General features: G+C 60.5%; 9 protein-coding genes. 8 read left to right on the top strand and 1 reads right to left on the bottom strand.

All coding sequences use genetic code 11. From position 1 onward, the window contains the following. Nucleotides 1-86: 86 nt before the first annotated feature. Nucleotides 87-1,484 (top strand): sensor histidine kinase RegB, encoded by a 1,398-nt coding sequence (gene regB, locus ACOERD_RS22970; protein WP_170470634.1) that lies wholly within the window; start codon nt 87-89, stop codon nt 1,482-1,484. Between the two features lie 172 nt (nt 1,485-1,656). On the opposite strand, the gene ACOERD_RS22965 is transcribed toward regB, so the two are convergent. Beyond that, nucleotides 1,657-1,833, bottom strand: coding sequence for a hypothetical protein (locus tag ACOERD_RS22965; protein WP_419740604.1), 177 nt, complete (start codon nt 1,831-1,833; stop codon nt 1,657-1,659). Between ACOERD_RS22965 and ACOERD_RS22960 the strand changes: the two genes are divergently transcribed. The 7 genes from ACOERD_RS22960 (at nt 1,826) to addA (ending at nt 13,728) form a co-directional block, all read left to right on the top strand. Continuing rightward, entirely contained in the window at nt 1,826-3,568 is a 1,743-nt protein-coding gene (locus ACOERD_RS22960) for an IS1634 family transposase (RefSeq protein ID WP_419737624.1), read from the top strand. The genes ACOERD_RS22965 and ACOERD_RS22960 overlap by 8 nt on opposite strands. A 179-nt stretch (nt 3,569-3,747) precedes the next feature. Next, complete coding sequence (locus ACOERD_RS22955) at nt 3,748-5,256, top strand: PAS-domain containing protein (protein ID WP_419740603.1); 1,509 nt, start codon at nt 3,748-3,750, stop codon at nt 5,254-5,256. A gap of 41 nt (nt 5,257-5,297) precedes the next feature. Continuing rightward, nucleotides 5,298-5,771, top strand: a complete 474-nt coding sequence (tsaE, locus tag ACOERD_RS22950; protein ID WP_419740602.1) for a tRNA (adenosine(37)-N6)-threonylcarbamoyltransferase complex ATPase subunit type 1 TsaE — start codon at nt 5,298-5,300, stop codon at nt 5,769-5,771. Continuing rightward, on the top strand, nt 5,768-6,772 hold the full coding sequence (locus tag ACOERD_RS22945) for an aminoglycoside phosphotransferase family protein (RefSeq protein ID WP_419740601.1): 1,005 nt from the start codon (nt 5,768-5,770) through the stop codon (nt 6,770-6,772). The genes tsaE and ACOERD_RS22945 overlap by 4 nt, the downstream gene beginning before the upstream one ends. After that, a complete protein-coding gene (locus ACOERD_RS22940; RefSeq protein WP_419740600.1) occupies nt 6,769-7,455 on the top strand; it encodes a nucleotidyltransferase family protein in 687 nt (228 codons plus the stop codon). Before ACOERD_RS22945 ends, ACOERD_RS22940 begins: the two co-directional genes overlap by 4 nt. Beyond that, entirely contained in the window at nt 7,448-10,372 is a 2,925-nt protein-coding gene (gene addB, locus ACOERD_RS22935) for a double-strand break repair protein AddB (RefSeq protein WP_419740599.1), read from the top strand. Before ACOERD_RS22940 ends, addB begins: the two co-directional genes overlap by 8 nt. Further along, the gene (gene addA / locus ACOERD_RS22930; RefSeq protein WP_419740598.1) at nt 10,369-13,728 is read left to right on the top strand and encodes a double-strand break repair helicase AddA; all 3,360 of its coding nucleotides are present in this window, start codon (nt 10,369-10,371) and stop codon (nt 13,726-13,728) included. The genes addB and addA overlap by 4 nt, the downstream gene beginning before the upstream one ends.

Genomic DNA, 13,728 nt, shown 5'->3' with positions numbered 1-13,728 from the left:
GTTTTCCGTGTGCAAGGGGTTGTTGATCGTATCAGCCGGGACACCTATCAAGATGATCAGCCGATGCAACAGGACATAAGTGACCAATGGCAGAATCCAACCAGAGTTTATGGGGCGGTCAGGAACGCAGCAGCTGGATCAGGCTGCGTACCCTTATCCTGCTGCGCTGGGTGGCCATCTTTGGCCAAATCACGGCTATCACGGTGGCTCAGCACAGCTATCATGTGCAGCTTGAGGTCACGCTCTGTTATCTGGCGATCGGCGTTTCGGTGATCGGCAACCTGACGGCCAGCTTCCTGTTCCCGCAGAACAAACGCCTGACCGAGTTTCAGAACTTCCTGATGGTGCTGTTCGACCTGTTTCAACTGGCGATCCTGCTGTATCTGACCGGCGGATTGAACAATCCATTTGCCCTGCTGTTGCTGGGTCCGGTCACGATCTCGGCCAATGTCATGAGTACCCGCTCAACGCTCATCGTGGGGGCCGTGGCGATTGCGCTGGCTACCCTTCTGGCTGAGTTTCACCTGCCCCTGCGGACCGAGATAGGCCTGGTCCTGCAAATCCCCGACATTCTTCTGTTCGGCAACTGGGCCGCGATCATCATCGCCATTGTCTTTATCGGGGCCTACTCGCACCGGGTCAGCTCCGAGGCGCGCTCGATGTCCGAGGCGCTGGCGGCCACGCATATGGCGCTGGCGCGCGAACAGAAGCTGACCGATCTGGGAGGAGTTGTCGCCGCCGCCGCGCATGAGTTGGGGACCCCTCTGGCGACGATCAAGCTCGCCAGCTCCGAGTTGATTGAAGAACTCGACGACCGCCCAGAACTGAAAGAAGACGCCGCCCTGATCCGTGAGCAGGCGGACAGATGCCGGGACATCCTGCGCGACATGGGGCGTGCCGGCAAAGACGATCTGCATCTGCGTCAAGCGCCCTTGTCGACAGTGGTGCATGAAGCGGCCGAGCCGCATATCGACCGGGGCAAAACTGTGCATTTTGCCGAAGGTCCGGTTCTGGATGGGGATGTGCAGCAACCTTCGATCCTGCGCAAACCCGAGATCATTCACGGGTTGCGCAACCTGATCCAGAATGCGGTGGATTTCTCCCGCGCGAATGTCTGGGTCGAGGCGGAGTGGACCTCGGACAAAATCACCGTCTGTATCATGGATGACGGGCGCGGCTACCCCTCGCATCTGATCGGGCGGATTGGTGATCCCTTGATGCGGCGCAGACGGGCCGAGACCGACCAGCGCGCGCGCCCCGAGTATGAGGGTATGGGACTGGGCCTGTTTATTGCTAAAACCCTGTTGGAACGCAGTGGGGCGGATCTGGAATTTGCCAACGGCTCGGACCCGTATCAGCACCTCTCGGACAAACCCGACCGCCGAGGCGCCATCGTCAAGGTCGAATGGCCCCGCAAACGCATCGACGCGCAGCAGGGTGACACCCCGGTGCCGTCCGGGCGCAACCAGCCTATCCAGGTCTGAGTTAAGACACCGTTAACCATTCTCGCCTTAGTTTGCGTCGGGGTTCCGCAGTCGTAAGGGGAGAAGATGGCAGACTGGATCATTCTGGCCGCGATCAGCTTGGTCTCGTGCTGTTTTGCGGTCATGTGGCTGCTGCCGCGTCGTGCCCGGCGGGACAACAGCTATGGCATGTTCACCGCAAGTTCCTTGTTCGACGCCGTTTTTCCTGACTTCCGACCTTTTTGTTGATCTGACTGGGTTTTTGGTTTGTTTTCAGGTGTGGTTGCTCAGAGGCGCGTTGTAGTGCCCCATTATTATAAAAAGTATTGACATGGGCCTTCAGATGGCTAACCTCTTCGCCCATGTTCATCCGCACCAAACATGACGCAAAGCTCAACCGCACACGGATCCAGATCGTTGAATCCGTCCGCACCGGCTCCAAGGTACGCCAGAAGATCCTGCGCCATGTGGGTGTGGCCCATAACGACAGCGAGATTGAGGATATCAAGCGTCTGGCGGGCCGCTTGATGGAGCAATTACGCATTGATCGCTCGCCGCAAATGGAACTGTTCACGCCCACGGAATATGCCGATCTGCAGGCGCTGGTGCGCCGCGCTCCGCGGCCGGACAAGCTTGGCGTTGATCTTGCCGAGTGCCGTGAGGAGGCGCGGGTCTCTCTGGGTCTGCGGGATGTCATGGGGACGATGTATGACCAACTGGGTTGGGGGGCCCTTCTGGGGGCGGCGCGTAAAAGTGCCAATCGCATTGTGAAAGAGCTGGTTATGGCGCGGATCGCACAGCCCGAGAGCAAGCGCGCGACCGTGGAGGCGTTGGAGAACCAGGCAGGCATCACGCTCAATCTGGACGTGGTCTATCGGAGCATGGATTACATCAATACGCCGGTGATAGACGGGATTTGCAAAACCTCTCACGCGGCGGCAGAGAAGTTGCTGGGCGGGCCAGTGACCGTGCTGTTCTACGATTGCACGACCCTGGCCTTTGACACCGAGCGCGAGGACCCGGCCGAGGATGCGGACGGGGTCGAGCAGGATCATCTTCTGGCCAAGGGCTTCAGCAAGGATGGCAAGCATCACCGCGCTCAGGTCATGCTGGCGCTGATCGTCACCTCCGATGGGCTGCCTGTGGGCTATGAACTCTTCCCGGGAAACACCTGGGAAGGTCATACGCTGGAAGCTGCGCTGAAGGCGTTGGAGGGACGCTTCGACGTGGCCAGGGTCACGTTCGTGGCCGATGCCGCCATGCTCAGCAAGGACAACCAGCAGATGTTGCAGAACAAGGGTCTGCCCTACATCCTCGGCTATCGCATGAAGTCCGCCCCGGCCGCCGTGAAGGCGAACATTTTGAGCCCGGAGGGACGCCAGCCTTGGGCTGGACACGGTTCTGAAGAGGCAACCGAGAAGGGCTGGTACAAGGTGATCGACCAGGAGGGAGCGCGGGTCATTGTGACCTGGTCACCCACCCGGGCACGCAATGATGCCCACAAGCGCGACAAGGCAATCGAAAAGCTGCACAAGAAGCTCAAGCGCTCTCGCAAACCCGGCAGCTTCAGCAGCCGGGGATATGGCCGCTTCCTGGCCTTCCCCGACAGCGGGGACGTCACGCTGGATGATGCAAAGATCAAGGCAGCGGCACAATGGGACGGGCTGCATGCCATTGTTGTTCATGGTGCGGACGAACTGGAGGCACAGGACGTCATTGCCCGCTATCACCAGTTGTGGGAGATCGAAGCCTGCTTCCGCACCAACAAGCACGATCTGAAAATCCGGCCCATCTATCACTGGTCGCCGCGTCGGGTCCGGGCCCATATCGCCATCTGCTACATGGCCTTCTGCTGCCTGCAGCACCTGCGCAAGCATCTGGACCTGCTCGGACACCCGATGAGCCCGGCTCGTATCCGCAACGAGTTGAACGCATTGCAGCTCTCGATCCTGCGCCACAAAGGCACCCCTGACCGCTACGGCATGCCAAGCCATGCCACGGTCGATGCCAGACGCATCCTCACCTGCGTCGGCCTGACCTGGAACGAAGCCCCTTTCAAGATACCCCCCGGGCGCACCCGAAAAACTGGCCAGACCAAAGCCTGAGCTCCCTCAACACTCCGAAACAATCGCTGGCGAAAAAAGTCCGTGTAGTGCCTTTTGGCAACCAAGGCATAATAATATCAATGACTTATACGAAAAAATGTCGGAAGTCAGGAGTTAAGACACCGTTAACCATTCTCGCCTTAGTTTGCGTCGGGGTTCCGCAGTCGTAAGGGGAGAAGATGGCAGACTGGATCATTCTGGCCGCGATCAGCTTGGTCTCGTGCTGTTTTGCGGTCATGTGGCTGCTGCCGCGTCGTGCCCGGCGGGACAACAGCTATGGCATGTTCACCGCAAGTTCCTTGTTCGACGCCGTTTTTCTGTTCGATGGCGACCGCCTGATCAGCCACTCTGACATAGCGCTCGCCGGTTTTGAACATGTCGCGGATTGGAACGATCTTCGACGCTTGTTGCAGCGTGATTTCCCCACCTTCCCGGAAACGCCCGAAATCGTGCGCGATCAGGGCAACCTGGTTGTCTCAGCCATCGACTGCACAGTTGAGCGAGAGGTTCTGTGCGAATGGATTGACGGGATCGTTCGAATCCAACTGCACGAACCGACGAGAGAAAAGAAAACCAAGCTGCGGGATCCGAATGATCCGATCCGGCTGGCGATGGATCAGGCCCCCTATCCGGTCTGGCTGCTGGATCAGAACGCAAGCGTGCGTTGGTGTAACGCGGCCTATGTCGCCCTTGTCCGCAAGGCACGCGGGCTGGATGCCGACCTGACTCTGCCCCTGTTCCCGGACACCGGGGCCGAGCTGCGGCGCGGCGGGAAATCCCGCGTCTCGATAGACGTGGCAGGAAGTGAAAGTAAATTGTGGTTTGATTTGACCCAGGTGGACCATGCGGAAGGCCGCCTGTTCTATGCGGTCGACATCAATGCGATTGTGCAAGCTGAAACCGCCCAGCGCAAATTCGTACAGACGATGACCAAGACCTTCGCGCAGCTGTCGATTGGGTTGGCTATTTTCGACCGCAACCGTCAACTGGCCCTGTTCAACCCGGCATTGATTGACCTGACCACTCTGCCGCCGGATTTCCTCAGCTGCCGTCCCAATATTTCCAGCTTTTTTGACCGGCTGCGGGATCAGCACATGATGCCTGAACCCAAAAACTACCGGTCATGGCGCAACCAGATGAACGACCTTCTCGAGGCGGCAGAGGACGGGAACTATCAGGAAACATGGTCCCTGCCCTCGGGTTCGGTCTATTCGGTCAGCGGCCGCCCGCATCCCGATGGCGCCGTGGCGTTTCTGTTCGAAGACATCACCGCCGAAATCACTCTGACCCGGCGGTTCCGGTCCGAGATGGACCTGATGCAATCGATCCTCGACAAGCTGGCCGACGCAATCGCAGTCTTTTCCGAAGACGGCACGCTGGCCCTAACCAACTACGCCTACCAGCGGCTTTGGGGAACGCAGGAAGAGGCCGGATTTCACAGTGAGACGGTGACCGAGGTCACGCGCATCTGGCAGGATCATTGCGTCGCTACCCCGGTCCTGGGTGAGATCCGCGATTTCGTGGACATGCGCGATGACCGCACCGAATGGAATGCGGAAATCCAGATGCGCAACGGCACCGCGCTGGACTGTACCGTTGTGCCCATGCAGAACGGTGCCACAATCGTGCGCTTTGCGACGGCAAGCAATTCTCTGACCGCCGAACCCATGGCCCAGATCAGCGCCTGAACCGGGTTGCAGCCGCTTGGGTGCAGGTCCATTGTGGCGCCATGACTTCGGCACCTGTTACTCTCACCCTGCAAAGCCCTCAGGACACCGCAGATTTTGCGGCGCGTCTTGGCGCGACCTTGAGACCTGCGGATGTGTTGCTGCTGCAAGGTGAGATCGGCAGCGGCAAGACCCACTTTGCCCGTAGCCTCATCCAATCACTGATGAACCCGCCCGAGGATGTGCCCTCGCCCACCTTCACACTGGTGCAGGCCTATGACACGCAGATCGGCGAGATCTGGCATTGCGACCTTTACAGGCTGACCTCGGTGGATGAGGTTGACGAGCTAGGCCTGACCGAAGCTTTCGACACAGCCCTATGTCTTGTGGAATGGCCCGACAAACTTGGGCCGCTGACCCCCGAAACCGCATTGACGCTTGCCTTCCAAACCGACCCGGTCGAAACCGAGACACGCCATCTGACCCTATTCTGGTCTGATCCGAAATGGCTTGGGAAACTGGAGAATACTCTATGACAGATCGCACTGTGCTGGCCGAGGCCCTGATTGCACAGACGCCATGGGCCAATGCCACGCGCGCGCCTTTGGCCGGCGACGCCTCGAACCGCAGGTATGAGCGTCTGACAGATCCGGCGACCGGTCGCACGGCGGTTCTGATGGACGCCCCGCCGGATCGCGGAGAGGATGTCGAACCCTTCGTCCGGATCGCGAACCATCTGCGCGCGGTGGGCCTCAGCGCACCCGAGATTTACGCCGAAGACAATCAGAACGGGTTTCTGGTGCTGGAGGATCTGGGCGATGATCTGTTTTCACGCGTTCTGACCAAGGACCCGAGCCAGGAACGCCTCCTATATGAGGCAGCGACGGATGTTCTTCTGCACCTGCATGAGGCCCCGATCCTACCCCTACCCTCATACGACCCCACTTTGATGACCGAACTGGCCGCTCTGGCCTTCACGAAATACGCGCAGGCCATTCTGGGCGACCATGATGAAGACGCGCAGGAAAGGTTCGAGCTGCGCTTTGCCGATATCCTGCTGCAGGAGACCTCGAGCACCAAAGTCGTCGTGCAGCGGGATTACCACGCCGAAAACCTGATCTGGCTGCCAGAACGTGAGGGCGTGCAGCGCGTCGGGCTTCTTGACTTCCAACTGGCGATGCTTGGGCACCCGGCCTATGATCTGGTCTCGCTCTTGCAGGATGTGCGCAGGACCGTGCCGACCGGAATCGAAATGCAAATGGTCAATCGCTATATCGCGGCCTCCGGCATGGATGACCATGATTTCCGGACCGCTTACAGCGTTCTGGGCGCGCAACGAAACCTGCGTATTCTGGGTGTTTTCGCCCGGCTGGCCACGGATTATGGCAAGCCACATTACGTCGAGCTGATCCCCGCCACATGGGCGCATCTGATGCGCGATCTGGAGCATCCCGCGCTGATCCCGGTTGCCGGTATCCTGCGCGACGCCCTGCCTGAACCAACCGCAGAAAACCTCGCAAGGCTGAAAGCGTCATGAGCCAATCTCCCGATGCCGTGATGCTGTTTGCCGCCGGGTTCGGCACCCGGATGGGCGCGCTGACCAAGGACCGGCCAAAACCTCTGATTGAGGTCGCCGGGCGCCCGCTGATCGACCACGCGCTTGCGCTGGTGGATGCCGTTCATCCGTCCCGTGTGGTTGCAAACCTCCACTATCACGCCGATCAGTTGCAGGCGCATCTAGCGCCCAAAGGTATCTTGCTTTCGCATGAAACACCCGAGATTCTGGAAACCGGCGGCGGCTTGCGGGCGGCTTTGCCTCTGCTTGGCACAGGCCCGGTTTTCACCATGAACACCGATGCGATCTGGGCCGGTCCCAACCCGCTGAGCCTACTGCAACAGTCATGGGACCCGGACCGGATGGATGCGCTTTTGATGTGCGTCCCGATTGGTCAAACCATCGGGCATGCGGGCGAAGGGGACTTTACCGCTGATGCCGACGGCCGGATCACGCGAGGTCCGGGTCTGGTCTATGGCGGCGTGCAGATTCTGAAAACCGACGGACTGCGGCACATCGCAGAACAGGCCTTCTCGCTAAACCTGTTGTGGAACCAGATGCACGACCGCAACCGCCTGTTTGCGCTGGAGTATCCCGGTCGTTGGTGCGATGTCGGACGCCCCGAAGGGATCGTTCTGGCTGAGGGGATGCTGGCGGATGTTTGACCTCAGCGCTCATCCACGGGTGTTCGCCGTTCCTCCGGGCACAGATTTTCCCAAAGCGCTTGTTGCCGGGCTACGACAGCGTGCCTCCGGCCCGCCCGAGGCGTTGGCCCGTGTGCAATTGGTGATCAACACGCGCCGCATGGCCCGACGAGTGCGCGACCTGTTCGATCAGGGGCCGCCCTGCCTGTTGCCCAAGCTTTTTCTGGTCACCGATCTGGGCGAAAGCGTTGATCTGGCACAGATTCCGCCCGCCATACCCGCGCTGAGGCGGCGGTTGGAGCTGACCCAGCTGATCTCAAAACTGCTCGACCAACAGCCTGATCTGGCCGCACGGGCCTCGCTGTTCGACCTATCCGACAGCCTTGCCGCCTTGATTGATGAGATGCAGGGCGAGGGCGTGTCGCCAGACACAATCCGCCAATTGGATGTCAGCGATATGTCCGGCCATTGGGCCCGCGCACAGGCGTTTATCGGAATCGCAGACCATTTTGTCGATGCAAGCGATCAGGCGATGGACGCACAGGCGCGGCAACGTCGAGTGGTCGAAAACCTGATCGACCGCTGGCAGGAGGCTCCGCCACAACATCCCGTCATTTTGGCCGGCTCGACCGGATCGCGTGGTACCACGCTAATGCTGATGCAAGCCGTCGCACGCCTGCCGCAAGGGGCCTTGATCCTGCCGGGCTATGATTTCGACCAGCCGCGTGCCGTTTGGAACCGTCTGGACGAGGCGCTGACCTCTGAGGATCACCCGCAATATCGGTTCCGCAAATTGATGCGAGAGCTGGGGTTGGAGCATGACCAGATCCTGCCCTGGACGGATGAACAATCGCCCTCATCCGCGCGTAACCGATTGGTTTCGCTGGCTTTGCGCCCTGCCCCTATCACCGACGCGTGGATGTCCGAAGGCCCACAGTTGACCGAGTTGGACCAGGCCACGCGCGACCTGACACTAGTCGAGGCAGACTCGCCCCGGTCCGAGGCCCTCGCCATCGCCCTTCGCCTACGGCAGGCGGCCGAAACGGGCCAGACCGCCGCTTTGATTACACCCGATCGGATGCTGACCCGGCAGGTCAGCGCGGCATTGGATCGCTGGAACATCCTACCCGATGATAGTGCTGGTCTTCCGCTGCAATTGTCTCCGCCCGGCCGGTTTCTGCGCCATGTGGCGGGCCTTTTTGCGCGTCGCCTGGAGGGTGAGGCGCTGCTGACGCTGCTGAAACATCCTCTGTGCCATGACGGGGGTGAACGGGGGGCTCATCTGCTGCATACCCGCGATCTCGAGCTGGACCTGCGCCGCAATGGCCCTCCATTCCCGGATCAAAACAGTCTGAACGCATCCGCGATCCGCACTGAAGCGCCCGAAGGATGGGTAAGCTGGGTCAGCGCGCATTTCTGCGATCAGCAAATCACCGGGGAACTCCCCCTGTCCGAATGGGTCGACCGATTGCTGTCTCTGTCCGAGGCGATCTCGGCCGGACATGCAGGCGACCAAGGCACCTTGTGGGACAAGAACGCGGGCCAAAAGGCCCTGTCGGTGTTGACCAATCTGCGGGATGAGGCGCATCACGGCGGTCCCATGACCGCGCATAACTTCGCCGATCTGCTAGGCGCGCTTTTGGCCGGAGAAGAGGTCCGCGACCGCGACGCCCCGCACCCGCATATCATGATCTGGGGCACGCTCGAGGCCCGGGTGCAGGGTGCAGATCTGCTGATCCTCGGCGGTTTGAACGAGGGCAGCTGGCCCGAAGCCCCAGCGCCAGACCCATGGCTGAATCGCCAGATGCGCGACAGGGCGGGATTATTGCTGCCCGAACGGCGGATTGGGCTTTCAGCGCATGACTTCCAACAGGCCATCGGCGCGCCCGAGGTCTGGCTGACCCGCGCCATCCGCTCGGACGATGCGGAAACCGTGCCTTCGCGCTGGCTGAACCGGTTGACGAACCTGTTGCAAGGCCTGCCCGACCAAGGCGGCCAGACGGCCCTCGCAGATATGCGCGCGCGGGGACGGACCTATCTGAACTGGGCTAAAACACTGGAGCAAGCCCCTCGGATTGAGGCGGCGCATCGCCCCTCGCCCAGACCTCCGGTCATCGCCCGACCGCGACGCCTTTCAGTCACCGAGATCAAACGCCTGATCCGCGACCCTTATGCGATTTACGCCAAACATGTGCTGCGTCTGAAGCCGCTCGATTCGCTGGTGCAGGCCCCCGATGCGTTGCTGCGCGGGATCGTGATCCATGAAATTCTGGAGCATTTCGTCAAGGACAGCGTGCTGGATACCGCCTTGCTGACCCGCGAGAACTTCCTAAAACGCGCCCATGACATGCTTGAGGCTCATGTCGCCTGGCCGACTGCCCGCAAACTTTGGCTGGCACGGTTGGAACGGATCGCCGACGATTTTCTGAGTGCCGAGGTCAATCGCCGGGGCGACGGTGGCCCGGTGGCGTTTGAGGCCGCGATGAAGCTGGTGTTGGAGCCTCTGGATTTCACCATCGTCGGACGTGCCGACCGGGTCGATTGCAACAGCCGAGGCGCGTTGCGGATTGTGGATTACAAAACCGGCGCGCCTCCGACCGAAAGCCAGCAGGCAAAGTTCGACAAACAGCTACTGATCGAAGCCGCCATGGCTGAGCAGGGCGCCATCCAAGGGATCGACCCCAACGACGTGGCCGAGGCGATCTTCATCGGTATGGGCGGCAGTTACAAAGAGGTCGCGGCTCCGCTTGCCAAAGAACCCACGGACAAGGTGTTGGCTGAGCTGAAAGAGCTGATTTCTGCTTATTTAGAGCCTGATCAAGGCTTCTCATCGCGCCGCATGCTGCACAAGGACACCGATATTGGCGACTACGATCATCTGGCCCGGTTCGGCGAATGGGACCGCACTGCCGAAACCCTGCCTGAGGATCTGACATGAGCGCCCGCAACGATGCCACCGAGCGGCAAGTGCAGGCCGCGCGCCCCGATGCTTCGACCTGGTTGGCGGCGAATGCCGGGTCGGGCAAGACCCGCGTGCTGACCGACCGCGTGGCGCGGCTGCTGCTGAGCGGGGTGCAGCCGCAGCACATCCTGTGCCTGACCTATACCAAGGCTGCCGCAAGCGAGATGCAGAACCGGCTGTTCAAGCGGCTTGGGGAATGGGCGATGCTGGGGGACGCGCCGTTGCTGGCGCAGCTGACGGATCTAGGCGTCGAAGGCGCAATCGACTCGGACCGTCTCGCGCAGGCACGTACCCTGTTTGCCCGCGCGATTGAGACCCCGGGCGGGTTGAAAATCCAGACCATCCACTCTTTTTGCGCCTCACTGCTGCGTCGCTTCCCGCTTGAGGCCGGTGTCAGCCCTCAATTTGCCGAGATGGAGGATCGCGCCGCCGCATTGCTGCGCGAAGAGATCATCGAGGATTTCGCCGAGGGCCCTCAGGCCGGTTTGATCGAGGATATTGCGCGGTTCGTCACTGATACCGGGTTCGACAGGCTGACCGCAGCAGTGACTCAAAAGCGGAACCTGTTCGCGCAGCCCTTGCATCGTGCGGATCTGCTTCAGCGGTTTGGCTTACCGGAAGGCTTTGACGACGACAACCTGTCGGCACAGGTGTTTCTGGGGGGCGAGGTTGATCTAATCCAATCCATGTTGCCCGCGCTGATCGAAAGCGGTGGCAACAACGCCAAGGCCGCCGCAAAACTCGCAGCGTTCACCGAGGCAAAACTGGCTCATCTGCCAACACTGGAAGGCGTCTTGCTGACGGGCAAAGGAGCGAAGGAGCCGTTTACCGCCAAGATCAACAGTTTCCCGACCAAAGCCCTGCGCGAAGGCGCTCTGGCGGACCGCATGCCACAGCTGGAATCGCTGATGTTTCGGGTTGAGGCCGCGCGCGAACAACGGCTGGCTCTGGTCGCTGCGCAAAAAACCACCGTTTTGCATCGCTTCGCTGCAGCCTTCCTGCCGGAATATGAACGCCGTAAGCAGCTGCGTGGGTGGCTGGACTTTGACGATCTGATCCTCCGCGCGCGGCAGGTGCTGAACGACCCGGCGGTGGCCGAATGGGTTTTGTACCGGTTGGACGGCGGCATCGACCACATTCTGGTGGACGAGGCGCAGGACACCAGCCCGGATCAATGGGACGTGGTCGAGAAGCTGGCGCAAGAATTTACCAGCGGGGAAGGGGCCCGATCCGAGGTTGAACGCACGATCTTTGTGGTTGGTGACAAGAAACAATCGATCTATTCCTTCCAGGGCGCTGACCCGCAGGCCTTTGACCGTATGCAGGCCGAATTTGGGCGAAAGCTGGAAGAATCAGGCTCTAAACTGTGGGATTCGACGCTTGAATACTCATTCCGATCCTCCAGTGCGATCCTGTCATTGGTTGATCTTCTGTTCGAAAATCAGGCCGAGGCCGGGTTTCACAAGGAAAGCCAGCACCGCGCTTTCAAGGCAGATCTGCCTGGACGCGTAGACCTCTGGCCCGTGGTGGAAAAGGTCGAGGATGACGAGGATGGCTATTGGACTGATCCGGTGGATCGGCCCGGGTCGCGCCATCATACCGTCATTCTGGCCGAGCAGGTGGCGCAGACTATCAAGCACATGATCGACACTGGGGCCACAATCCCCGAAGACGGCGAAACGCCCGGCACATTCGTGCGCCGCAAAGTTCAGCCGGGGGATTTCCTGATCCTGGTCCAGCGCCGCTCGGACCTGTTTGCCGAGATCATCCGCGCCTGCAAAGCCCTACATCTGCCCATCGCCGGGGCCGACCGTTTGAAAGTCGGCGCCGAGTTGGCGGTGAAGGATTTGGCGGCACTACTGAGCTTTCTGGCCACGCCCGAAGACAGCCTGTCGCTGGCGACGGTCCTGAAATCCCCTCTGTTCGGTTGGACCGAGCAGGCTCTGTTCGATCTGGCCCATCGCCGGCAAGAGAAATTCCTGTGGGCCGCGCTGCGCAATCGCTCGGACGAGTTTCCCGAAACTCTTGCGATCCTCAACGATCTGCGTGGACAGATCGACTTTTTGCGGCCTTACGACCTGATCGAGCGTATCCTGACCCGCCATGACGGGAGGCGAAAACTGCTGGGTCGGCTGGGGGCCGAGGCCGAGGATGGGATCAACGCGCTGCTCTCGCAGGCTTTGGCTTATGAGCGAACCGATATTCCCAGCCTGACTGGCTTTCTGGTCTGGATGCAGACCGACGATCTGGAGATCAAACGCCAGATGAGCGGCGTGGGAAACATGATCCGCGTGATGACCGTGCATGGCTCAAAAGGGTTGGAAGCGCCGATCGTGATCCTGCCGGATACCGACAAACGGCAGGCCCCGCGCGATGCCGAGATCATGGTGGCTGATGGAACGCCCCTGTGGAAGGTTCCCGCCGATGTCTCGCCCAAGCTGATCTCAACCGCCCGCGAAGAGGCTCGGAACCGTGAGGAGAATGAACGCCTTCGATTGCTGTATGTGGCTCTAACACGGGCAGAAAAGTGGTTGATCGTGGCCGCTGCTGGGGATGTCGGAAAGGATGGAACCAGCTGGTATCAGATGGTCGAGGCCGCAATGGAGCGCGCGGGCGCGACACAGATAGAGGGGTCGCAGACACGGCGACTGGCCCATGGCGATTGGGAGGGGTTGCCGCTGGTCGAACGCAACGAACACGCCGAGGCAAGTCAGGACCTGCCTGCATATTTTCAGCATCCCGCCGAGGATCCACCCTCGGAAGCAGATTCCCTCAGCCCCTCGGACCTTGGCGGGGCAAAGGCGCTGCCCGGTGATGCGGGGCAGGATGAAGAGGCCGCAAAGCTGCGTGGAACACGTTTGCACCTGCTGCTGGAACATCTTCCCAGCGCGTCTCGGGAAGATTGGCCTATGCTGTGCGCTCGGGTTCTACCTGATATGCAAGATCAGGCGAGGGCCGAGTTGTTGTCTGAGGTCACCAACGTCCTGACAGCGGATCACCTGAAACCAGTCTTCGCGTCGGATGCGCTGGCCGAGGTCCCCGTTTCAGCCGAACTGAACGGAAGGCGGATGCATGGTGTCATCGACCGGCTGATCATAACGGATACCGAAGTGCATGTGATTGATTTTAAAACAAATGCCACGGTGTCCGACGAGGCTGAATCGTGCCCCGAAGGCCTGTTGCGGCAGATGGGGGCCTATGCGCAGGCGTTAAGTCAGATTTACCCGGACAAAACCATTCGTACCGCCATCCTGTGGACGCGGACGGCCGCGTTGATGTGGCTGCCACACGATCTTGTGACGCAATCGCTGACCCGCGCCCAGATATCTTGA

Origin of the sequence: Ruegeria sp. (genome assembly GCF_965199275.1) — a bacterium.
GTDB lineage: Bacteria > Pseudomonadota > Alphaproteobacteria > Rhodobacterales > Rhodobacteraceae > Ruegeria.
Note: the sequence above shows the minus strand (reverse complement) of the source record. Positions and strands in the feature narration are given on the sequence as shown.